This window comes from Frondihabitans cladoniiphilus (assembly GCF_039544345.1).
Classification (GTDB): domain Bacteria; phylum Actinomycetota; class Actinomycetes; order Actinomycetales; family Microbacteriaceae; genus Frondihabitans; species Frondihabitans cladoniiphilus.
This window is the reverse complement of sequence record NZ_BAABLM010000005.1, coordinates 132,892-155,429: the sequence shown is the minus strand read 5'-3', so window position 1 is coordinate 155,429 and position 22,538 is coordinate 132,892. Positions and strand designations below refer to the sequence as shown.

At 70.0% G+C, this 22,538-nt stretch carries 15 protein-coding genes; 7 read left to right on the top strand and 8 right to left on the bottom strand.

Annotated features, from left to right (window positions below; all coding sequences use genetic code 11):
• Nucleotides 1–39: 39 nt before the first annotated feature.
• From ABEA39_RS12710 to ABEA39_RS12700, 3 genes are all read right to left on the bottom strand, one after another.
• Nucleotides 40–2,994, bottom strand: coding sequence for an SMC family ATPase (locus tag ABEA39_RS12710; protein ID WP_345376275.1), 2,955 nt, complete (start codon nucleotides 2,992–2,994; stop codon nucleotides 40–42).
• Entirely contained in the window at nucleotides 2,994–4,166 is a 1,173-nt protein-coding gene (locus ABEA39_RS12705; RefSeq protein WP_345376274.1) for an exonuclease SbcCD subunit D, read from the bottom strand. The genes ABEA39_RS12710 and ABEA39_RS12705 overlap by 1 nt, the downstream gene beginning before the upstream one ends.
• 374 nt (nucleotides 4,167–4,540) lie before the next feature.
• Nucleotides 4,541–5,011, bottom strand: coding sequence for a DIP1984 family protein (locus ABEA39_RS12700; RefSeq protein WP_345376273.1), 471 nt, complete (start codon nucleotides 5,009–5,011; stop codon nucleotides 4,541–4,543).
• 189 nt (nucleotides 5,012–5,200) lie between these two features.
• Here ABEA39_RS12700 and ABEA39_RS12695 point away from each other — a divergent pair, with 189 nt between their 5' ends.
• Both ABEA39_RS12695 and ABEA39_RS12690 read left to right on the top strand, forming a co-directional pair.
• Complete coding sequence (locus ABEA39_RS12695; protein WP_345376272.1) at nucleotides 5,201–5,719, top strand: MarR family winged helix-turn-helix transcriptional regulator; 519 nt, start codon at nucleotides 5,201–5,203, stop codon at nucleotides 5,717–5,719.
• An 84-nt stretch (nucleotides 5,720–5,803) separates the two neighbouring features.
• On the top strand, nucleotides 5,804–6,310 hold the full coding sequence (locus tag ABEA39_RS12690; protein WP_345376271.1) for a mycothiol transferase: 507 nt from the start codon (nucleotides 5,804–5,806) through the stop codon (nucleotides 6,308–6,310).
• A gap of 158 nt (nucleotides 6,311–6,468) precedes the next feature.
• On the opposite strand, the gene ABEA39_RS12685 is transcribed toward ABEA39_RS12690, so the two are convergent.
• From ABEA39_RS12685 to ABEA39_RS12675, 3 genes are all read right to left on the bottom strand, one after another.
• Complete coding sequence (locus ABEA39_RS12685) at nucleotides 6,469–7,956, bottom strand: peptidase M16 family protein (protein ID WP_345376270.1); 1,488 nt, start codon at nucleotides 7,954–7,956, stop codon at nucleotides 6,469–6,471.
• A 275-nt stretch (nucleotides 7,957–8,231) separates the two neighbouring features.
• Nucleotides 8,232–10,529 (bottom strand): DEAD/DEAH box helicase, encoded by a 2,298-nt coding sequence (locus ABEA39_RS12680; RefSeq protein WP_345376269.1) that lies wholly within the window; start codon nucleotides 10,527–10,529, stop codon nucleotides 8,232–8,234.
• A 221-nt stretch (nucleotides 10,530–10,750) separates the two neighbouring features.
• Complete coding sequence (locus tag ABEA39_RS12675; protein ID WP_345376268.1) at nucleotides 10,751–13,966, bottom strand: efflux RND transporter permease subunit; 3,216 nt, start codon at nucleotides 13,964–13,966, stop codon at nucleotides 10,751–10,753.
• Between the two features lie 118 nt (nucleotides 13,967–14,084).
• On the opposite strand from ABEA39_RS12675, the gene ABEA39_RS12670 reads away from it, so the two are divergent.
• Complete coding sequence (locus tag ABEA39_RS12670) at nucleotides 14,085–16,304, top strand: APC family permease (protein WP_345376266.1); 2,220 nt, start codon at nucleotides 14,085–14,087, stop codon at nucleotides 16,302–16,304.
• Nucleotides 16,305–16,399: 95 nt separating this feature from the next.
• Complete coding sequence (locus ABEA39_RS12665) at nucleotides 16,400–18,265, top strand: hypothetical protein (RefSeq protein WP_345376265.1); 1,866 nt, start codon at nucleotides 16,400–16,402, stop codon at nucleotides 18,263–18,265.
• Between the two features lie 36 nt (nucleotides 18,266–18,301).
• Here the strand turns inward: ABEA39_RS12665 and ABEA39_RS12660 are convergent, their stop codons facing one another.
• The gene (locus ABEA39_RS12660) at nucleotides 18,302–19,414 is read right to left on the bottom strand and encodes an NAD(P)-binding domain-containing protein (RefSeq protein ID WP_345376264.1); all 1,113 of its coding nucleotides are present in this window, start codon (nucleotides 19,412–19,414) and stop codon (nucleotides 18,302–18,304) included.
• Between the two features lie 153 nt (nucleotides 19,415–19,567).
• Here ABEA39_RS12660 and ABEA39_RS12655 point away from each other — a divergent pair, with 153 nt between their 5' ends.
• Entirely contained in the window at nucleotides 19,568–19,828 is a 261-nt protein-coding gene (locus tag ABEA39_RS12655; protein WP_345376263.1) for a DUF3073 domain-containing protein, read from the top strand.
• 99 nt (nucleotides 19,829–19,927) lie between these two features.
• Here the strand turns inward: ABEA39_RS12655 and ABEA39_RS12650 are convergent, their stop codons facing one another.
• Nucleotides 19,928–20,119 (bottom strand): hypothetical protein, encoded by a 192-nt coding sequence (locus tag ABEA39_RS12650; RefSeq protein WP_345376261.1) that lies wholly within the window; start codon nucleotides 20,117–20,119, stop codon nucleotides 19,928–19,930.
• A gap of 307 nt (nucleotides 20,120–20,426) precedes the next feature.
• Between ABEA39_RS12650 and ABEA39_RS12645 the strand changes: the two genes are divergently transcribed.
• Nucleotides 20,427–20,690, top strand: coding sequence for a hypothetical protein (locus ABEA39_RS12645; RefSeq protein ID WP_345376260.1), 264 nt, complete (start codon nucleotides 20,427–20,429; stop codon nucleotides 20,688–20,690).
• The gene (locus ABEA39_RS12640) at nucleotides 20,687–22,507 is read left to right on the top strand and encodes an alpha/beta hydrolase (RefSeq protein WP_345376259.1); all 1,821 of its coding nucleotides are present in this window, start codon (nucleotides 20,687–20,689) and stop codon (nucleotides 22,505–22,507) included. The genes ABEA39_RS12645 and ABEA39_RS12640 overlap by 4 nt, the downstream gene beginning before the upstream one ends.
• Nucleotides 22,508–22,538: the final 31 nt, after the last annotated feature.

Here is a 22,538-nt window from a genome sequence, read left to right as displayed (position 1 = left end):
GTAGCCGGAGCGGCTGGCACGAACGGTGGCCACGAGGGCTCAGCCGGCCGTCGACCGCAGCGTGGACGACCCGTCGGGCAGGCGCCGCACCTCGATCCGGTCGGCGATGCGCTGCTTGAGCTCTTCGACGTGGCTCACGATGCCGACGACGCGACCGTGCGCGGAGAGGCGCCCGAGCTCGGTCATCACCGCGTCGAGCGTCTCCGGGTCGAGGGTGCCGAACCCCTCGTCGACGAACAGCGTGCCGAGATCGAGGCCGCCGGACTCGCTCTGGACCACGTCGGCGAGCCCCAGAGCGAGACTGAGCGACGCGTAGAAGGTCTCGCCGCCCGAGAAGCTCTTCGGGTCGCGCGTCGTGTCGGTCGTGTTGTCGCGGATTGCGAGGGCGAGCCCCACCTTGCGCGACCGAGCCCCGGTCTCGCGCTCGGCGGCCTCGAGCAGGTACCGACCACTCGACATGACGCCCAGCCGGGCATTGGCCGCGGCCACGACATCGTCGAATCGTCGGAGCAGCACGTAGGTGCCGAGGGTGACCCCGCGGAGGTTCTGCCCGTCGACGGCGGTGGCCACGTCGGCCATCCGGACGGCGGCCCGAGCTTCGGCGGCGACGTCGAGGGCCACCTCTTCGGCGCGCTCCAGGGCGGAACGGGCGGCTCTCGTCCGGGCGAGCCGGTCGGTGGTCCGCCCGGCGCCGATCGTCGCCTCCTCCAGCAGGGATTCGGCCGCGGTCACCTCGAGGTCGGCCGCAGCGAGGTCGGTGGTCTCGTCGCCGGTCAGCGACGCGACCTCCGGTGCGGCGAGCCCGGACGCCACGACGGCTCGTTGGGCGTCGAACCCCGCGATGTCGCGGTCGAGGGTCTCGAGCGCCGATGCATCGAGGGCCGCCGCCTCGGCGTCGCCGGCGGTGTCGAAGCCCGCCTCGATCAGCGCACTCGCCACGGCGGCACGACGGGACGTGTCGGCCGACCGGGCGGTCTCGAGGGCCGCCGTGGCCTCGAGCACGGCCTCGACCGCGGCTCGCTCGTCGTCGACCACGGCCACGAGCTCGGCACAACCGACGGCACGCTCGCCGACCGCTTCGGCGACCCGGCGCCGGTCGGCCTCGAGCGACTCCGAATCGGACTCGGCTCGGGCGACCTCTCGAGACCGCTGCTCGCGCAGTGCGGCGAGGTCGGTTCGCGCCGCCTCGGTCGCCGCGTCGAACGCGGCCAGGGCGGCACGTGCCTCCCCCTCTTCGGCAGCGCTCCCCCGGGCCGTGTCGAGGTCGGTGCGGGCCGATGCCAGCAGGGCCGCCGCGGTCTCCCCGTCGTGGCCGCCGAGCGCCGCGGCGGCCGCATCGCGACGAGCCGAGGCGTGCGCCGCCGCCTCGCTCGCTCGCGCCAGAGCCGCGTCGGCCCGGGTCCGCTCGGCTTCGGCCTTCTCGATGGCCTCGTCGTCCGGGTGCTCTGCCGTCGTCACCGCGAGCGTGGGATGCGCGACCGACCCGCAGACAGGACACGCGTCGCCCGCCCGCAGCCCCCGCGCGAGCTCGCCCGCCATCCCGTCGATGCGGCGCCTGCGCAGCTCGGCCTCCGCCTCCACCGCGGCTCGGGCCTCGTCGGCGGCGAACGCCCGCCCCTCCTGGGCTGCGACGACGCCCTCGCGGAGCCGTTCGAACACCTCGACCTCGGCGACGAGGGCCGTGGCCGCCGTCACCGCCCGCTCGGCGTCGGCGATGTCACGGACGGCGGCCGAGGCTGTGGCGAGCGCGTCGACGAGCGGGGGCCGAGCACCCGGGCGTTCTGCCGCCGCAGCTTCGGCCTCGTCGATCCGGCCCGACAGGGTCTCGAGCGCCTCGCGCGCACCGGCCAGTGCGAGGGCACGACCGTCGAGCCCGGCCTCGAGCGCGACCAGCGGGCGGAGTGTCGCCAGGTCACCGAGCGCCTGGTCGCGCAGGGCCGCCACCTCGTCGCGGGACCGGCCGGCGTGGGAGGGGTGCGCACGGAGCACAGCGTCGTACTTCTCGACGGCGCTCGCGAGCGTCGCCGCGGCGGCACGCGCCTCGGCGATCGGCCCCTGCAACGACGCGGCACGACGGCCCAACTCGAGACGCCGGCGCGAAGCGTCGATGTCGGCGGCGCGGCCGTCGAGCGCGACCTTCTCGGAGAGGAGCGAGAGCCGCCGGGCGAGCGCCGCCTCGAGAGCCCTCTCGGTCGTCTGCCGCGAGCGGGCGGCGGTCGCCGTCGACTGCGCCGTCTCGCGGTCGGCGCGAGCGGCGACGTCGGAGGTCGTGAGGCGCGCGACGAGCTCGTCGACCGCCGTCGGCTCGAGATCGGGCACGTCGGAGGCCTCGCGCAGGCGCACCATCGCCTCGTCCACCGCCCGGTCGGCCGCCACCACTGAGGCGTGCGCCGCCTTGCGCCGTTCGACCAGCGCCTGGGTGGTCTTCTCGTAGATCTCGGTGCCGAACAGCGACTGAAGCACCAGACGCCGCTCTTCGCCGGTCGCCCCGAGGAACTTCGCGAACTCGCCCTGCGGCAGGACCACGGTCTGGACGAATTGCTGACGGGTGAGGCCGAGGATGCGAGCGATCTCGCCGCCGACCTCCTGCGCACTCGTCGACAGCACCTCGCCGTCGGCGGCCTCCGGTGTGGCGAGTCGGACGAGCGTGGCCGACGCGTTGGCGCGGGTGACCCCGTCGCCCCGCGACTTGGGTCGCCACCAGGCCGGGCTCCGCCGCACGCGGTGGATGCCCGCACCGGTCTCGAACACGAGCTCGACGAAGGGTTCGACCCCTCGAGCCGCGTGGTGGCTGTGCAGACGATCGGTGCTGGCGCCCTCGCCCGCCTGCACGCCGTAGAGGGCGAACACCATCGCGTCGATGATCGTCGACTTGCCGCTTCCGGTCGGGCCCTCGAGCAGGAACAATCCCGACCGGCCCAGCGCCCCGAAGTCGATCGTCTGCTCTGCGGCGTAGGGGCCGATGGCGCGGAGCGTGAGCCGGTGCAGCTGCATCAGGCGCTCGCTTCGGTGGCGCGGGCCGATTCGTACGCGGACCGCAGCACCGCGATCTCGGCCTCGGTCGCGGCCCCGCCGGTCGCGTAGTCGACGAAGTCCGCAGCGACCTCGATCGGGTCGGCTTCGGGCGTCACCGCTCGCCTCTCGTGGGCGACGACGACGCCCGTGGGCTCGTGGATCACCGCGAGCGCGTGCGGGAACCGCTCCACGACCCGGGCGAAGAGCTGCTCGGGATGCACGGGATCGGTCACGATCACCCGCAGCCACGCGTCGTGCACCTCGTCGTACCGCCCGTCGAGCAGCTCGGCCAGGTCGCCGCGCACTTCGGCCAACCGCCGCGGCACGGGTGTCGGAATCAGTTCGACCGTCACCTCACCGCTCGCGTCGAGGTCGACGAGGGCCGACGACTTCACGTGGCCCCTCTCGCCGAAGGAGAACGCCAGCGGCGAGCCCGAATAACGGATCGTGGGATGCCCGGACCCCACCTTCTGCGCCCCGTGCAAGTGGCCCAGCGCCACGTAGTCCACGCCCGCGAACACGGCTGACGGCACCAGATCGACGCCCCCGACGCGGATGTCGCGCTCGCTCTCGCTGGCGGCACCGCCCTGCACGAACGCGTGAGCGACGACGACCGACCGCGTGCCGGGTCGCGATGTCAGATCGGCCCGGACCCTGTCGAGGGCAGCCCCCATCACCGCCTCGTGCGAGCGGGCGAGGGCCTCGGCCTCTCCGCCGAGCTCGTCGCGCGGGGCGAGTCGAGCGCGGACCGTGTCGGGATCGAGGTACGGGAGGCCGTAGAAGGCGACGGGACCGGCGTCGTCGTCGACGACGACCGGCTCGGCCAACCGGTCGATCGAGGCGAGGATGTGCAGCCCCGGCCGAAGGAGCTCTGCCGCGAACCCGAGTCGCACCGCGGAGTCGTGGTTGCCGGGGGTGACGACGACGGTGGCCAGGTCGCTCAAGCGCCCGAGCGCTTCGGATAAAAGCGAGACCACGGGGACAGCCGGAACCGCCCGGTCGTAGACGTCGCCGGCGACGACCACCACGTCGACCTCTCGCTCGCGCACCAGCTCGACGAGATGGTCGAGGAACGCGCGGTGATGGTCGAAGAGATCGACGCCGTGCAGGGTGCGACCGAGATGCCAGTCGCTCGTGTGCAGGATGCGCAAACCGTCGCCTCTCGTGGATCGGGGGTTGCGAGTCACTGTAGCGAGGCCCACCGACAGTCTCCGACGGGGGCGGGGCGTGCATCCCGCGCTCTCCATCGGGCGGAGCCCGCGCCTCGCCGAGACGACCGGCGACGAGAAGTGGTGAGGCCCCGAACCCGCCCTCGACCCCCTCGGTCAGCACGTGGTTGTGAGGTGTCAGGGTGCGGCGTCACCGGTGAACGGTGCTGGGCTGAATGGTGCTGCCTTGCGGCGTGACGCTGCCCGCCGCGTCTCTGAGGAGGGACGATATGACCGTCGCCCCACGGTTCGTGCTCGCTCCGATGAGGTCTACCGACTCACCACGGACGTCGTGCGACGCCCCGCTGCGTTCTCGTCTAGTCGGCCAGATCGGCCTCCCAATTCGCCTGCTGGACGAGCACGTCGAGCTCGCGCAGCCGCCGAGCCACGTCGTCGGCCTGGGATCGGATCTGGGACGTCGGAAGGGCCGAGACCTGGCGGAGCTCGCTCCGGAGCTGCCGATAACCGCCGAAGTCGCCCGACCCGGACGACGCGTCGGCCGCCGCCACCAGGATCGCGTGACGACTGCGGAGCATGTCCCGGTGCGCCAACGCCTCGGTCATCGTGCGGCCGTCGTCGAGGAGGGTCGACGCGTTGGTCAGGTTCACGGCCACGACGAGCTGCTCGAGGGCGTCGAGGAGGGTTCCGACCTCGAGGAGGAGTGCCGCGGCGTCCTCGCTCGGCTCCTCGCCCTCCTGGTAGCGGGCGTTGGCCGTGATGCGGCTGCGCATCTGCTCGATCCGCTTCTGCAGATCGGCTCGGTTGATGAGGGCTTCGGCCAGCTTCATGACTGCATCCTGGCACGGCTCGGAGGGCCGGGCCAGGGTCCGTCGGAGGCAGAGACGAGCAACTACCTAGACCGTCGAGACACCCCAAGAGGGGGTAACTCGATGATCGAGGGACCGCTATGCTGGGGTCAACCACTGTTCCTCGCCCGCCCGCGTCTGCCCTGCCGCGCTTCCTTGATCAGGAGCCCCATGACCACGACCAGCACCACCGAGCCGTCGGCCGTGCATCCCGCCGCCCCTCAGCCGTCCGGCGAGCAGCCGTCCGCGGCGCAGCTCGACGCCCTGTTCCAGGCGTTCCGCGTGATGCAGCTCGAGCACAACCGCGTGATGACGCGCGAGAGCGCCGTGCTCGCGATGGGCGCCACCGACATCCGTGCCCTCTTCTTCATCTACGAGCTCGGCGACGAGGCCACCCCGCGCCTGGTCGCCGACCTGCTCGGCCTCTCGACCGGTGCCACCACCAGCCTGGTCGACCGTCTCGTCCAGGCCGGAACTCTCGAGCGCCAGGCCCATCCGACCGACCGCCGCAGCGTCAACCTGCGCCTGACCGATGCGGGCCACGAGGCCGTGAAGTCGGTGACCGAGGTGTACCGGAGCGCCCTGCTCGACGTGGTTCCCACCGGGCAGTTCCCCGAGATGACCATCCTGTTCCGCTCCATCGCGGACGCACTCGCCGCACGCTCGTCGGGGCCGCAGAACGCCGCCTGACCCGCTCGCCGTCGCCCGGCACGCTCGACGCGGGCACGCCGCCGGGCACGCTCGACGTCGGTGGTCGCGCGTAACGTACGGGGCATGACTCCGGCAGAACTCCTCACCGACTCGTTCGCGCGCCTCCCCGCCATCGCCTCGCGCGCCGTGGCCGGTCTCGACGTCGACCGTCTGGCCACACAGCCCGAGCCGGGTGCCAACACGATCGCCTGGCTGGTCTGGCACACCGCGCGCGGTCAAGACGTGCAGATCGCCGCCCTCGCCGACACCGACGAGGTCTGGACCGCCGAGGGCTGGGCTGCCCGCTTCGCCCTGCCGCTCGACGACGCCGAGATGGGCTACGGCATGGACGCCTCCGAGGTCGAGAAGGTCCGGGCATCCGCCGATCTCCTCACCGGCTACCTGCAGGCCGTCACCGATCGCACTTCGTCCTACCTGGCCGAGCTCGACGCCGCAGCCCTCGACCGCGTCGTCGATGAGAACTGGTCGCCGCCCGTCACCGCCGGCGTGCGCCTCTCCAGCATCCTCGGCGACTGCCTGCAGCACGCCGGCCAGGCCTCTTACGTGCGCGGCCTGCTCGACCGGCAGTAGCCCGCCCGCCCGTTCCCTCCCGCCCCGCGCCCCGCGCCCCGCGCCCGCGCCCCGCGAGTGTCCACTCGAGGTCCTCTGTGATCTCCTGGACGACATCGCGTGGACACTCGTCGACCCGCAGCGAACGAACAACCCCTCAGAGCGTGGGATGCACGCCCTCAGACCGCAGGGAACTCCCGCACCAGCTCGGCCGGCACCGCCTTCCGCAGCGCTTTCACGAACTGCTTGCCCTGCTTCCAGTCCGCCGGGTCGACGATGAGCTCGCCACCGTTCACCGTGACGAGTCGCAGCTGCCCCGTGGGGCGTTCTCCGACCAGCACCAGGTCGCCGAACAGCAGCCGCTGCGGATCGCCTTGCCCAGCCGGGTCGTAGAAGAGACCCCCAGCCGTGATGACGGCCGTGAGGCCCTCTGGGAACGTCTTCTTCCTCGCCTCCCAGATCCGTGCATCCTTCGTGGCCTTCTTCCACGCCTTGGGCGTGAACGACTCGAGCGCCTCGAGGGCCACGACCTGGATCTCGAGCTTCTTGGCCACCTTGCCCAGATCGGCACGGTCGTCGAATTCGACTACGAGCGACGGCAGTGCCGCGGTCAGGGCTGCAGCGACGAACGCAGGGGTGAAGGCCGCGGCGGCGGCGACCGCCTCGTCGCGCGTCGGTGAGACGAAGCCCCGCAGAGACGCCTCGTTCGCCTCGATCAACCAATCACGAATCGAAGCCGGGTCGCTGCCAAGCCCGAGTCGGACGACGTCGGCGGCTGTGGCGAGCGCCTCGTCGGAGACGCCGTCTTGAGCGAAGTCGCGGAGGCCGAGAACGGCCGCCCGCACGGCCTCTGGGAGGTCCACTTCGAGAGGAGCGATCGCGAAGACGATCTCCGTCGACGACACGTCCATCGGAATCGTGGCGAGGTCGACCGAATAGACGAGACCCGCCTCGTCGGAGAGGCGGCGCTTGAGTGCCGCGCGGATCGCTTCGCCTAGTTGTTCGGCACTCGCCGCATCGACCACCAGGGAGAGTCGGGCACCCGCGAGGTTGCACGGAACGAGTGCAGGCGTCTCCCCCGTGGAAATCGGTGCGCGCCTGATCGGAACCGGCCCGCTGGGCAGGTCGAGGTCGAACGTGGCCCCGACCGGCTTCGTGATCGCGACGGCGGCGTTCTCGGCGGTCAGCCAGGAGCCGGCCCATGCGAGGACGTCCTTCTTCGTGAGCGACTCGAGAGTTGGGAAGCCGAAAGCCGGCACGCCGAGGTCGTCGAGCCCGAAGCGATAGGTCGCCGAGTCGAAGCCCGGAGAGGAGTAGCTACCCGGCTCTTCGACATGCATCAGGTGCTTCTGCCGGGCGATCTCCGACTTGCCCACTCCGCCGAGGCCGCCGATGATCGCGGCCACCCTCCGCAGCGCGGCGGTGACCTGCGCCGCAGTTCCCGACGTCGTGAAGTCGAGGGTGTTCTCGTCGATCTGCGCGCGGAACGCGGCGTCCGAGCCCATCTCGGCCTCGATCAGGTGCAGCACGAGGTGGGTGATCCCGGCGAGCGCCACCGGCTCGTCGCGCGTGCCGACGCCGAAGGTCAGGGCCCCGAAGCACCGGCCGGGCACGCTGGCCGATCGCACGAGGATTCCGTTGGGCGTCGTCGAGGTCACGATCTGCATGCGCCGCATCATGGCAGAGGCGAGTGAACAGGGGGATGCACGGCCGAGGTCCGCTGCCGTGCGACGTTGCACGGACTCCGAGACGCGCCGCGGCACGTGGCGTAGTCCGTACAACGTCGCGCGGCACCCGCCCCGAGCCGGCCCCGCCGCACGCGAAAGGGCCGACTCGGCCGCCCGCACGAAGGCGGGCGGCCGTTTCGGCCCATTCGGTGAAGCAAGTGAAGCAGATGGTGCAGGCGTCGCAGATCGCCCAAGCGAAGCCGACGAGGGGCGGACTACGCCTTCACACCGGCCAGCTTGTCGAGCAGAGCGTCGCCGGGACGTGCATCCACCATCTCGGCCTCGATCTCGGCGCGCTCGAGGAGCTCGGCCATGCGGCGGCGACGGGCGCGCGTGATCAGCGTCACGACCGTGCCCTGCTTGCCGGCGCGACCCGTGCGTCCGGAGCGGTGCATGTAGGTCTTGTACTCGTCGGGGGCGTCGGCCTGGATGACCAGCTCGATGTCGTCGACGTGGATGCCGCGGGCGGCGACGTCGGTGGCGACGAGCACGTTCACGCGGCCCGAGGTGAGCAGCTGCAGGTTGCGCGTGCGGCGGGCCTGGTTCAGGTCGCCGTGCAGGCTGGTGGAGCGGATGCCCGCGTCCTCCAGCTGATCGGCGAGCTGCTCCGCGAACGCACGAGTGCGGGCGAAGACGAGCGTCTTGCCGGTGCCCTGGACGAGCTGCTCGATGATCGCGCCCTTGTCGCGCTGCTCGATGAGGAGCACGCGGTGGTCGATCGTCGCGGAGGCCTGGTCTTCGCCGGCGACCTCGTGGACGGACGGGTTCGTGAGGAACTCGTCGACCAGCTTGGCGACACCCTTGTCGAGGGTGGCGCTGAAGAGGAGCTTCTGGGCGCGCTCGCCGTGCGGCGTGACGTCGCCCGTCTCGCGGATGATGCGCTGAACCGGCTCGAGGAACCCGAGATCGCACATGTGATCGGCCTCGTCCAGGACGGTCACAGTGACCTGCGAGAGGTCGAGACGACCCTGCGCGATGAGGTCCTCGATGCGGCCGGGGGTGCCGATGATGATGTCCACGCCGCGCTGGAGGGCGCCGACCTGACGCTGCTGGGGGACGCCGCCGTAGATCTGCGTCGTGAAGAGGCCGACCGAGCGGGCGATGGGCTGGACCGTGCGGTCGATCTGCATCGCGAGCTCGCGCGTCGGGGCGAGGATGAGGGCGCGCGGCTTGCGGCCCATCTTGCGGTCCTTGGCGCCGCCGTGCTCGAGGAGCTTCTCCACGAGAGGTGCACCGAAGGCGATGGTCTTGCCGGAGCCGGTGCGGCCGCGGCCGAGGACGTCGCGTCCCGCGATCACGTCGGGGATCGTCGCCGCCTGGATCGGGAAGGGGCTCGGAGCGCCCTGCTCGATCAACTGACGGACGATGTTGTCGCCGAGTCCGAGATCTTTCCAGGTGACGCCGACGACCTCGGCCGCGGTGAGGACCTCGGCCTGGAGCTTCTCGAGCTTGACGTCGTCTTCCGGGGTGAAGTGCGCATCGCGCTTCGGGTAGAAGTCGCTGCCGCGGTCGTCACGGTCGTGGCGAGGGGCGCGGTCCTGGGCGTCGTAGCTGCGGCCGGGACGCTCGGTGCGGTCGAAGGAGCGCGGGGCACGGTCGTCACGGTCGTCACGGTCGAACGAGCGAGCCGGACGGTCGTCACGAGCCGGGCGGTCGTTGCGATCGAACGAACGCGGCGCGCGGTCGTCACGAGCGGGGCGATCGCTGCGGTCGTACGAACGCGTCGCGCGGTCGTCGTTCGACCGAGTCGGGCGGTCGGTGCGGTCGAAGCTGCGAGGAGCACGGTCGTCGCGGTCGAACGAGCGAGCCGGACGGTCACTGCGATCGTACGAACGCGGCGCACGATCGTCACGAGCCGGGCGGTCGCTGCGGTCGAAGCTGCGAGGAGCGCGATCGTCGCGGGCAGGACGGTCGTACGAACGAGGCGCACGGTCGTCGTACGAGCGGGCCGGGCGGTCGCCGTACGAGGGACGCTCGGCGCCGCGAGCACCGTTGCGCTCGTCGCGCACCGAACGGTCGCCGCCGAAGCGGGGGTTGGAGCCGCCGGTCTTGCGGGGCTCCCAGTTGGGTCGGCCACCGGTCGAGTCGGAGCGGGCACCGGTCGAGCGGGCGTCGCCGGAACGCGAGCCGAAGTCGCGCTTGCCGCGGTCGGCGGCGTCCCAGCGCTTCTTGGGGGCGCCGGCGCCCTCGGCCTCGGGGCGGTAGCCGCGGTGGTTCGGGCTCTTGGAGCCGGCCTTCGGACGCTCGGCGCGGGCGCCACGGTCGTCGCGAGCCGGGCGGGCGCCACGGTCGTCACGAGCCGGGCGAGCGCCGCGGTCGTCACGACCGGCGTACGCGCCGCGGTCGTCGCGGGGCGGGCGGTTTCCGCGCTCGTCGCGCGAGGAGCGCGCATCGCGGGAGGAGCGCGTGTCGGGGCGCGAGTCACGGGCCGCACGGGCACCGCGGTCGGCGTAGTTCGGGCGGTCGGCTTTGGCGCGAGCGCCGCCGGTTCGAGAGTTGTCGTAAGGAGACATGGTTCTTCCCGGGTTCTACGTAATGACGCGAAGAATTCACCCGGGCAGTCATTGGCCAGGGACCGTTCACAATCGTGTGATTTGCGCAGCAGAACCAGAAAGCCAGCGAGAAGCGTCAATCAGGGGTACTGCGTCGTGGCGTGATTCGCCACGATTCCGGCCCCTGAGACATACAAACCCAACCGTGGCATCCCACGGTGTCTCGAGCCGACCTGCCTACGTTACTCGACGGGCGTCGAAATAGCGAGCGTGGGATGCACGGCCTCGCCCGCATCCGGTGCAGCCGGAGCCCCGCGCTCCCCCGTGATGCCCCCACGTCGCTCGGCCCGACCGAACACGAGCCAGTACAGGATCGGCAGCACGATCAGCGTCAGCACCGTCGAGGAGACGAGGCCGCCGATGACGACGATGGCGAGCGGCTGCGAGATGAAGCTGCCGTGCCCGGTGAGCCCGAGGGCGAGAGGCGTGAGGGCGAAGATGGTCGCCAGGGCCGTCATGAGGATCGGACGGAGTCGGCGTGACGTGCCCTCGATCAGGGCGTCGCGCACGGAGAGTCCGCGTCGCCGGTACTGGTTGACGAGGTCGATCAGCACGATCGCGTTCGTCACCACGATGCCGACGAGCATGAGCACGCCGATCAACGACGGCACACCGAGGGGGATGTTCGCGATCAGCTGCAGGAGGATCGCACCGGTCGCCGCGAACGGGATCGACACGAGCAGCAGCAGCGGCTGGAGGAGGCTCTTGAAGGCCGCGACCATCACGATGTAGACGATCAGGATCGCGATGATCAACGCGATGCCCAGGTCGGTGAACGCAGTGCCCTGCTGAGCCGTGACTCCCCCGATGGAGGCGTCGGTGCCGGCCGGCATCGTCACGCCCTTGAGCTCGGACGACACCTGCGCGTTGGCCGTCGAGAGGTCGTTCGACGAAGGGGTGATCGTGATCGTCGCGCTGCGGACCGCGTTGTCGGTCGTGATCGAAGTGGGTCCGTTGGTCTGGCTCACGGTGGCGATGCTCGACAACGGCACGGTGCCGCGCGACGTCGGGATGCTGATGCCCTGCAGACCCTCGAGGGTCGTCGGAGGAGCGGTCGGGATCGTGTAGATGTCGACGGTCGCGCCACTGATCTCGAGCGAGCCGACCTGGAACGGCTGGACCGCCTGCGAGACGAGCCCGCCCACCTCGAGCTCGGTGAGCCCGTACGACGCGGCCTTCTCCCGGTCGACGACGACGCCGATCAGGGGCTGAGCCGCTGCGAGGTTGCTGGTGACGCTCGCCGCCGAACTCACCTTCTTCATCGCCGCGAGGACGCGATCGTTGGCGGTCTGCAGCGCCGTCGCGTCGTTGGAGGTCACGTCGACCTCGATGTCGTTGGACGATCCGAAGCCGCTGGAGGGCTCGACCGTGATGTCGCCGGCGTCGGTGAGAGCGGAGGTCCGCTTCCGGATCGTGGCGGCGAGGGCATCCTGGTCCGCGTTCTCGTCGGTCGTGATCTGGTAGGTGACGGTGCTGTCGCCCGCTCCGCCGAAGAACGAGGCGAGCGAGTTGCCGCTCGAGCCGATCGTGAGTTGCACGGTCTGGACCTGCTTCAGCGAGCTCAGGGCGTCTTCGACCTTCTTGGCCGCGTCCGACTGCACCTGCAGGCTCGAAGCCGCGGGGAGCACCTGCGACACCGTCAGCGTGTTCTGGCCGCTCGAGCCGAGGAAGTTCGTCTTGAGGAGCGTCGCGGCGCCGCCCGTACCGCCGAGCACGAGCACTGCGACGATGATCGTGATCACGGGGTGACGGAGCGTGCCGGTCAGGATCGGCAGGTACCCCCGGCGGAGGCGGTCGAGCTTGCTGCTCTTGTCGCCGTCCACGTACGCGACCGCCTGAGTGGGGACCTCCTCGCCGGCGAGCTCGGCCTCCGAGGCCGTCTCGACCGGGCCGCCGTGCTTGTGCCCCTTGGGCGCCCGCATGAACCAGTAGCTGAGCACCGGGACGATGGTCAGCGACACGAAGAGCGAGGCGAGCAGCGCGATCACGACGGTGAGGGCGAAGGGACGGAACAGCTCGCCGACTTCGCTCTGCACGAAGGCCAGAGGCAGGAAGACGACGACCGTCGTGATCGTCGAGGCCGTCACGGCGCCGGCGACCTCGCGGACGGCCGCTGCGATGGCTCGGACCCGGTCGGCTCCGGGCACGAGGTGCCGTTTGACGTTCTCGGTGACCACGATGGAGTCGTCCACCACGCGTCCGATGGCGATCGTCAGGGCACCGAGGGTCAGGATGTTGAGCGTGTAGCCGCTCGCCAGGAGGCCGATGAAGGTGATCAGCACGCTCGTCGGGATGCTGATCGCCGTCACGATCGTCGACCGGACCGACACCAGGAAGATCAGGATGACGATCACGGCGAAGGCGAGGCCGAGCAGCCCCTCGGTCGCCAGGCTGTCGATGGACTGCTGGATGAACGGCGCCTGGTCGAAGACGACGGAGATCTTCGCGCCGTCGTTCAGGTTGGTCTCGAGCGAGGAGATCTGGTTCTTGATGGTGGTCGAGACGTCGACGGTGTTGGATTCCAGCGTCTTGGTCACGGCGATGGTCAGGGCATCCTTCCCGTTCACCCGCGAGATCGACGTGACCGGCGCGCTCGTCAGCTTCACCGTGGCGACGTCGGCGATGGTGGTGGGCTCGAGGGCTCCCGTGACGGGCGACTTCGCGCCGACCAGGGGGAGGCTCTGCACCTGCTTCACGTCGGTGAGACGCTGCCCCGACTGGATCGACAGGGTCTTGCCGTTCTGAGTGATCTGGCCGCCGGGCACCAGTGTGCCCGCGTCGTCGAGGGCGTCCTTGATCGCCGAGGAGGTCAGGCCGACGCTCGCGAGCTTCGAGGCGTCGGGTTCGATGGTGACGCGCTGGCCGGCGTCGCCGTAGACGGAGGCCTGGCGTACTCCGCCGAGCTTCTGCAGCGCCGGGACGGTGACGTTGTTCAGGGCGTCGACCAGCTTCTGCTTGTCGGCGGGACCGCCCGTGACGGCGAGCTGCACGACGGGGAGGTCGTCGAGGCTTCCGCTGACGACCTGCGTGTTGACGCTGTCCGGGAGCGAGACGGTGTCGATCGCCTGCTGGATCTTCTCCTCGGTGCCGGCCAGATCGGTCCCGTAGGCGAAGGACGCCGCGATGTTGCTCGTCGAGGTCGTCGACGTGGCCGTCGTCGACTGCAGCCCGGGGATCACCTGGATGGCCTTCTCGATCGGACCCGACACGGAGTCGTTGACGACCTGCGGAGAGGCCCCCGGATACGCGCTGACGATGGCGATCTGGGGCAGCGTGATGTTCGGGATCAGTTCCTGCTTGAGCGCCGTAAGGGCATAGCCGCCGAAGATCGCCACGACGATCGTGATCAGCGCGATGAGGGCGCGGTTTCGCAGGCTGAAGACCGAAAGGAGATGCACCCTTCCAAGTATTCGCTCCGAATGCTGAGAGCAGGTTCCCAGGCGTCACCACAACTGGGGAATATCCGGGGAACCCGGCGTGTTGACTGTCCCTCGGTAAGGAGTAGGCTCGCCCGTCGTGACTAACGACGTCCGGTCTCCCAAGCGATGGTTGATCGGGGAGCCCCTCTCCTCCGAGAAGCTCGAGGGGCAACTGCTCCCGAAGCACCTCGCGCTCCCCATCTTCGCGAGCGACCCGCTCAGCTCCGTGGCCTACGCGCCGCAGGAGATGCTGATGATCCTGCTCATCGGCGGCCTCGGCTTCCTCACGCTCGCACCCGGCGTCGCCGCGGCCGTCGTCATCCTGCTGATCGTCGTGGTCCTCTCCTATCGCCAGCTGATCAAGGCCTACCCGTCCGGCGGAGGCGACTACGAGGTCGCCCGCAAGAACCTCGGCGAGAAGGCCGGGCTGGTCGTGGCCTCCGCCCTCCTGGTCGACTACGTCATGACCGTGGCCGTGTCGGTCGCCTCCGGGGTCGACAACATCATCTCCGCGGTGCCCGAGCTCAACGAGTTCCGCGTCGAGATGGCCGTCTTCTTCGTGATCCTCCTCGCCGCCGTGAACCTCCGTGGCGTTCGCGAGTCGGGCAAGGCGTTCGCGGTGCCCACCTATCTCTTCATCACGAGCGTCTTCGTGATGGTGGTGACGGCGCTGGTCCGCACCGCGCTCGGGCATCCCCCGGTCGCCTCCAGCGCGGGCTTCACCGTCGCGGGCAGCCAGGTCGCGCATGCCGCCTTCATCCTGCTGCTGCTGCGGGCGTTCGCGTCGGGATGCTCGGCCCTGACCGGCGTGGAAGCCATCGCCAACGGCGTGCCGGCCTTCCGCCACCCCAAGATCAAGAACGCCCAGAAGACGCTCGCCCTCATGGGCGGCATCGCGATCGTGCTGTTCGCCGGGCTCGTCGCCGTCGCGCTCATCTCCAAGGTGCACTACGCCGAGGCCTCGTGCGACCTGATCGGGCTGAAGAACTGTGCGACGACCCCGCAGCCGAGTCTCATCTCGCAGGTGGCCGCCTCCGTCTTCGGGCAGAGCAGCATTCCGTTCTACATCATCCAGGCGGTGACGGCGGCGGTCCTGCTCCTCGCCGCGAACACCGCGTTCAACGGCTTCCCCCTGCTCGGCTCGATCCTCGCGCGCGACACCTACGCCCCCAAGGCGCTCAACAGCCGCGGCGACCGACTCATCTACTCGAACGGCGTCATCGTCCTCGCCGTCATCGCCAGCGTGATCCTGCTGGTGTTCCGCGCCAACGTGACTCAGCTGATCCAGCTGTACATCATCGGCGTCTTCGTGTCGTTCACCCTCGGGCAGAGCGGCATGGTGCGGCACTGGATCCGCCTGCTCCGCGATCCGGCCACCGTCGACCGAGGTCAGATCAAGCGGTCTCTGACGATCAACCTGATCGGCGCCGTCCTCACCTTCACGGTGCTCGTGGTCGTCACGATCACGAAGTTCACCCACGGCGCCTGGATCGTGTTCGTGGTGATGCCGATCCTGTTCGTGTTGATGCTCGGCGTCAACCGGTACTACCGCGACGTCGACACCGAGGTCGAGGTCGACTCGACGACCACCTTCGGCGCCTCCGGCGACCACGCGATCGTTCTCGTCGGCAAGATGCAGAAGCCGGTCCTCAAGGCCCTCGACTACGCGATCGCCGCTCGGCACGACACCCTCGAGGCCATCCACGTGAGCGTCGAGCAGGAGGCGACCGAACTCCTGCAGGAGAAGTGGGACGCCATGGACATCCAGGTGCCGCTGATCATCATCCCGTCGCCGTATCGCGACGTCGCCGTCCCCGTGATCAAGTACATCAAGGCGCACCGCGAGGAGTTCGGCTCCGAGGTCGTGACCGTCTACACGCCGATCTACATCGTCGGTCACTGGTGGGAGGGCATCCTCCACAACCACCGGTCGCGCCGCATCCGCCAGCGCCTCATGCTGGCTCATGGCGTCACCGTCGCCCTCGTGCCGTGGCTGCTGGACTCGTCCGAGTTGCTCTACGGTCGCCGCTCCCGGGTCCTTCCCGGCCAGGATCGCCGTGGCGAGCCCGTTCGTCCGGCCCGCCCCGTCCCTCGCACCGCCCACGCCAACGCGGCCGCCGCCCAGATCGCTCAAGACGCCGCCGATCTGGCCGCGGCGCAGCACGCGTCGGCCGTGGCGAGCAATGGCGCCGCGAAATCCGGCGGCACCACCTCGGCCAAGGCGCGGCGAAAGGCCGCGGCAGCCCGATCCACCGCTCGCAACAGCGCATCAACGCCCTCGAAGAAGTCGAAGAACGGCGACGGCCCGACTCGCTAGCGAGCCGTGGCGAAGGCCGACGGGCCCTCATCTATAGTCGGAGGATTGCCCGGGGACCCGCACCGGGATTTCTGCGAGAAGGATCACACCGCACGATGACTCTGCCGGAAACGACCCTCGAGGCCACGCCCGCGGATCCCTCCGCTGCGGAGCAGGTGTCGCCTCGCCGCCGGCGCATCGCGTGGGAGGTCCTCTGGTCGATCGTCGCGGGTGCCATCAGCGTCGTCGTCGCCGTTGCGGCGCTCCGCATCTCGCCCGCCGACCTCGGCAGACGCTGGGCCAGCGACAGCCCCGACATGCTGCTCGGCTACACCCTGTTCAAGAACTCGACGCAGGCCTTTTCGTTCGCCACCAACCCGAACCTCGGGTTCCCCCACGGCATGAACGCCTTCTTCTCGGAGCAGGTCGATCCGTCGGCAGCGCTCGGCATGGCCGCGCTGTCCCTCGTCCTCCACAACGGTTTCCTGCTCTTCAACCTGTCCTTCCTGCTCACCTTCTTCACGGCCGGCGTCGCCGCCTACTTCTTCTTCCGCGCACTCCGGGTCGGCCCGCTCATCTCCGGCGTCTTCGCGGCGGTCTTCAGCCTGGCTCCCTATCACTTCTACCGGGTGGGCTTCGGCCACATCTTCCTCGCTAACTACTGGGCCATCCCGTTGGTCGGCATCCTCCTGCTGGTGGCCGCGGGCGACACCACCGATCCGTTCAAGCGCTGGAGCGACGCCGCGACCGGCACCCGGACGCGTCTCCTCCGTCGACTCGTCCCGCCGACCGTCCTCGGCCTGCTGATCGCGTCCTCGGGCTCGTACTTCTTCGTCTTCGGGGTCATCGTCATCGGTGGCGTCTGGGCGTTCAGCGTCATCCGCGTGCTGCTCCACCGTGACCGCATCCGGACCCTTCTCGCCCCGACCATGGCCATCTTCCCGCTCGGCTTCTTCGTGGTGGTCGAACTCGCGCTCCTCGCCGCCAACTACGGTCAGCGGTACCACGTCTACTTCACGGGGCGGCAGATCTACGAGTCCGAGCTGTTCGCCGGCCGCCTGGTCACGCTCCTCGCCCCGTGGGCCGGGTCGCGCATCCCCGTGCTCGATCGGATCCTGCCGAAGTACGACGCGTCCAGCCCCCTCGTACCGGTCAACGAACCTCCCGGCACGCCGCTCCTCGCCGCAATCGGGTTGATCCTTCTCGCGGTCGCGCTCGTGGTCTACGCGGTCGCGGGGCGCACCGGCCTCGGGTCGCGCTGGTTCGGGCGGGTCCTCGACGACCCCCGGACGCGGATGCTCGCTCCCGCCATGATGTGGACGTTCCTGTTCTTCATCATCACGGGTCTCGGAATGGCCGTGGCCCTGGTGATCGGGCCGCAGATCCGTTCGTGGGCGCGAATCAGCATCATCCTGATCCTGATCGGGCTCGCCGTCATGGCCGTCCTGGTGCAGGCCGCGACCGCACGACACGGAATCCGAGCGATCCTGATCGGGCTCGTCGTCGTCGTCGCGATCGGCGACCAGGTCGTCGGGGCGCACGCTGTCTTCACGGTCGCCCCGGCGAAGGACCAGGAGGTCGCCGCGTTCGTGTCGAGTGCCGAGAAGACACTGCCTCAAGGGTGCGGGGTCGTGCAGCTGCCCATCAAGGGATTCCCCGACACGGGCCCGATCGGCGACATGCAGGACTACGACGAGTCGCTGCCGTACCTCTACACGAGCTCGAGCGACCTCCGGTGGAGCTACGGCTCGATCCCCGGCACCTACGCGTGGGACGACCTCGGAAACGCCACGACACCCGCCGAGCTCGCTTCTGCGGTGAAGTCCTCCGGAGCCTGCGCCGTCGAGGTCGACCTCGCCGCGTATTCCGCCAATCAGCAGGGATGGCAGCCGCTGGTCGAGGCGGCGACCGGCACGACGGCACCGGCCATCACCTCGTCGGGCAAGCGCTGGCTCCTCTTCGTCGTGCCGGGCAAGGGCTGACGCCGGCCCTCGAGGGAGTCGAGGGCGGCCCGGCCCCTACTCCGGGCGCCGAGCCGACAGCGCCAACAGCACCTGTCTGGCGATGACCCGGCCCGCGCGGTTCGCCCCGATCGTGGAGGCCTGCGGGCCATAGCCCGCGAAGAACACACGGGGGTCGGTCTGCGAGGCGCCGCGCGCCACGGCGAGCCCACCCTCGCCGGTGCGGAGACCGAGGGATGCGAGGTGGCGGAGTTCGGGACGGAAACCGGTCGCCCAGATGACGGCGTCGGCATGCTCGAAAGTGCCGTCCGCGAAACGGACGCCATCGTGCTCGAGCGACACGAACATCCCCCGCTCCACCAGGACGCCCCTCTCGATCCCGGCCCGGTTGCGCCGGGAGATCGGCACACCGGTGCCACTGACGATGCTCGGCAGCGCCTTGCCCGCCCGTGCCGCCTCGTCCTGCTCCGCCACGGCGGAGATGGCCAGCGCCGTGCCGAGCTCCTGCTGGTCGACCCAGTCGACCGGGCGGCGCGTGACCCAGATCGTGCGGGCCGCGACGCCGTCGAGCTCGAGCAGGAACCCGATGGCGCTGGTGCCGCCGCCGACCACCACCACGTCCTGGCCCGTGAAGTCACGGGCGTCCTCGTACTCGGCCGTCGTGAGCTGGCGCCCCGCGAACGTGTCCGCTCCCGGATACCACGGCCGGAAGGGCGACCCCCAGGTGCCGGTGGCGTTCACGAGGAGCTCGGTCTCGTACGACGCCCCGTCGCGAGTCCGGACGAGGATGCGCGTGCCGAGGTCGTCGACGCCGGTGACCTCGACCGGGCGCTGCACCTCGAGCCCGTAGTACCGCTCGTACCGGTCGTAGTAGTCGGACACCACGTCGCGCGCCGGAGCGGTGCGGTCGCCCGTCTCGAAGCTGATGCCGAGATCGGCCATGCCGGGTAGATCGTTGACCTTGTGCGCAGTGCCCAGGCGGAGAGCGCGCCAGCGGAACTGCCAGGCTCCACCGGTCGACGGGCCGCGGTCGAGGACGACGAAGTCGACCCCCGGTACCAGACCGAGACGCTGCAGGTAGTAGGCGACCGAAAGACCCGCCTGACCGGCCCCGATGACGACGACTCTCGTTCGGATCGGCTCCAGGGCTTCACCGCGCGCGTCCGTCATGTGCCCATTCTGCTCGGAGCTCGGGCCCGGCGACGACCCCGACCGCACATGCTAAGGTTGCCGTTAGTTTTGCACCATTTACCTGTCGGTCGTCCCGAGCCGAGCCGTAGTAGTCCTGCCGGTGTTCGGGCCAGAATCACGAGGGGGTCTCGCATGGGGCGCGGCCGTCAAAAAGCTAAGCACACCAAGGTAGCCCGCGAGCTCAAGTACTTCAGCCCGGACACCAACTACGGTGCGCTCGAAAAAGAGCTTTCCACGCACACCGAGGGTGACCAGTACGTCGACAAGTGGGCGACGGACGACGAGACCGAAGACGAGTTCACCGACACGTACGGCGACTCGGAGGGCGACGACGACGACGAGACGGACGCCCCCACGGCCTGGGTCGAGAGCGACCACCACAAGTCCGCCTGATTCGCTTCTCCTGCGCCTCGCGCGCGAACAACGGCCTCACCGATCGGTGAGGCCGTTGTCTTTTGTCCGCATCCGACCGCTTCAGCGCGTCCGACCGCTTCAGTGAAAGAGGTTCACCGCAACAGGCATGACGGCGACCACCACGACGAGGACTCCGACCGCGGCGGTGCAGGCGGCCGTGCGTCGCCCTCCGGTGATGGCGGTGAAGGCTTCGGGCTTCTCGTCCGGCACCTCGACGGTGCGGACGGTGACTTCGTGATCGTGAACGGTGACGGTGCGCGTCATGGTCATCGGGCAATCCTTTGTTCTCCTGGCGACGGTGCCAGGTGCCACACCTCGTTGAGCAGCGCTTCACAGTACCTCCGTCGGAGCGATTAATCCTCATAACTCCGCAAAAAAGGTCGGCGATTGTGTGGACACGGCTGTTCCCCGGGGGCACAGGCTCGTCCTCCTCTTTTGCTCGCCGCGATATGCACATGTGAAATGATTAACGCTAGTCTCGTCGGGGGTCGACGAGGCGGCGGATCGGATCGCCCGACCCCGAGAAGGGCGGCGAGGCATGGCGGAGTACCGGGTCGAGCCCGATTGCCTGCTCGAAATGGCGACACGATTGAGCGCAGGAGCCGACTCCGGGCCGCCGGTCTCCTGGCCTTCTCTCCACGCCTGCTGCTCCCCGACCTGCGACGCCGCTTTTGACGAGGTCTCGGATGCCTTCGGGGTCGCCTGGCAGAGCGCGGAGACGGCCGTGATGGACCTCGTCGTCGGGGCTGTCAGAGCGGCCGACGCCTACCGCGAGGTCGAGGCCAGGACGGCCGTCGAGGCACGACGGGCGGGCGAGGTCGCCGAGGGCGCCGCCCCGTGAGGTCGTGGACCGACGACGAACCGGGCCGCGGCGACGTCTGGCCGCTTCACGACTCCGCTGCCGTCCTCGCCCGTCAGATCGAGCACGCGGCCGACATGACCGTTCTCCTGCGCTCGGCCGCCACCGGCGCTGAATCGTTCTGGTCGGGGGACGGCCACGACGCCTGGGCTGCTTCCCTGCAGCGATCGTCCGGAGCCTGGCGCGGGCTGCACGGCTTCGCCCAGGCGACCCGCGACGCCGTGACCCGCTACGCCGAGAGCCTGGAGTCGATCAAAGAGCGAGCCGCGCGAATCGAAGGGCGGATCGAGAAGGCCGAAGAGGGGTTCGCCTTGACGTCGGGCGGGGCCGGATCGTTCGGCCCGGGCATCCCCCTCTTGGGTCTCGGCGGTCCGTCGCCTCAGGCGCTCGAGCACCGGGCGGCCGCCGACCAGGCGCGGCGGGAGCTCCAGCGGTTGGCCGAGGAACGCCGGGGCGTCGAGGCGCGGTTCCTGGCCGATCTGCGTGAGGCCCATGACTTCCGGGTGAGCGGCGGGTCGACGACGGGAACGCCGTCAGCAGAGCAATGGGCCGGGATGCACGGGGCCGGGCTCCTGAACGGGCTCAGCGCCTTGACCGCCTCCCAGCTCGCCGACCTCCTCGCCTCCGACCCGACGGTGGGCCAGCGCCTGCACGACCTCGACCCGGCCGTCGTGGCCGCGTGGTGGGCGGCGCTCGACGGTCCCGCGCCCGCCGCCGGCGGCCGACGCCAGCCCTCCCCGGAGCAGCAGGCCCTCATCGACGGGATGCCCGAGGTGATCGGCACTCTCGACGGCGTCGCCTTCTGGGCGCGCGACCGGGCGAACCACGTGACGCTGGCACGCGAGATCACGCGACTGGAGGCGACGCCGGGGGTCGACGCCGAGAAGCTGGCGGCGCTGCGGGCTGTGCGGAAGGCACTCGGTGCGGGGATGGACGGCACTCCCCCGCAGGAGCTCGTCACGCTGTCGATCGAGGGCAAGCCGATGGCGGCCATCTCGGTGGGCGACCTCGATGTGGCTACTCACGTGTCGTACATCGTGCCGGGGATGGGGACGACGGTGGCGGGGAATATGAGCGCTTACTCTCGTGCGAGTAAAGACTTTTTCGATCTGGAAGCCCAGGTTGGACACGTGCCCCGCTCCGAATTGGCCGTCATCGCTTGGCTTGACTACAACGCCCCCGGTGCCACGGAGGTCGGCGCCGTCAAGGAGGATTTCAAGGCCGCGGCAGGAGGGGCGCGTTTAGGACGGTCTCTCGAGGGCCTGCGGAGCGTTCGCTCGGCGTCGGGGCGACCGGCCGACGTCACCGTCATCGGCCACTCCTACGGGTCGAACGTCGCCGCCTTCGCACTCCGCGAATCATCCGTCGACCATGCGGTGTTCCTCGGGTCCGCCGGGATTACCGACACCGTGCCGACGGCGATGGACCTCGCCGTGCCCCGGGGCGAGGTCTTCGCCTCGCAGGGGCACCACGACGGCTGGGCCCCCATCGGCCAGGGCACCAGCGGGCGCCAAGACCCGACGGCCGGGTCCTTCCGGGCCCACGCCTTCTCCTCCGAGGAGGGCGTCGACGACGACGGGAAGCCGCTGGCGGGCATCGACGCCCACGGGCCCCTGGGCAGCCGGTCCGCGGAGGGCCGGCACAGCTACTTGGATCCGGGCACGACTGCGCAATACAACACGGCCAAGATCGCCCTGGGCCAGGGGGCCTCGATCGAGGTCGACGGCACACCGGTCGACCGACTCCTCCTGCAGAGCCAGGACCGCCTGCGCGATGTCGCCGACCCGTGGCTGCGGTGAGCAGGCGAATCCGGCTCGTCGCGCTGACGGC

Excerpts from the sequence above, each read along its gene's own strand:
- ABEA39_RS12710 (WP_345376275.1), bottom strand. The coding sequence starts at position 2,994 with ATGCAGCTGCACCGGCTCACGCTCCGCGCCATCGGCCCCTACGCCGCA.
- ABEA39_RS12700 (WP_345376273.1), bottom strand. The coding sequence starts at position 5,011 with ATGAAGCTGGCCGAAGCCCTCATCAACCGAGCCGATCTGCAGAAGCGG.
- ABEA39_RS12695 (WP_345376272.1), top strand. The coding sequence starts at position 5,201 with ATGACCACGACCAGCACCACCGAGCCGTCGGCCGTGCATCCCGCCGCC.
- ABEA39_RS12690 (WP_345376271.1), top strand. The coding sequence starts at position 5,804 with ATGACTCCGGCAGAACTCCTCACCGACTCGTTCGCGCGCCTCCCCGCC.
- ABEA39_RS12685 (WP_345376270.1), bottom strand. The coding sequence starts at position 7,956 with ATGCAGATCGTGACCTCGACGACGCCCAACGGAATCCTCGTGCGATCG.
- ABEA39_RS12680 (WP_345376269.1), bottom strand. The coding sequence starts at position 10,529 with ATGTCTCCTTACGACAACTCTCGAACCGGCGGCGCTCGCGCCAAAGCC.
- ABEA39_RS12665 (WP_345376265.1), top strand. The coding sequence starts at position 16,400 with ATGACTCTGCCGGAAACGACCCTCGAGGCCACGCCCGCGGATCCCTCC.
- ABEA39_RS12660 (WP_345376264.1), bottom strand. The coding sequence starts at position 19,414 with ATGACGGACGCGCGCGGTGAAGCCCTGGAGCCGATCCGAACGAGAGTC.
- ABEA39_RS12655 (WP_345376263.1), top strand. The coding sequence starts at position 19,568 with ATGGGGCGCGGCCGTCAAAAAGCTAAGCACACCAAGGTAGCCCGCGAG.
- ABEA39_RS12650 (WP_345376261.1), bottom strand. The coding sequence starts at position 20,119 with ATGACCATGACGCGCACCGTCACCGTTCACGATCACGAAGTCACCGTC.
- ABEA39_RS12645 (WP_345376260.1), top strand. The coding sequence starts at position 20,427 with ATGGCGACACGATTGAGCGCAGGAGCCGACTCCGGGCCGCCGGTCTCC.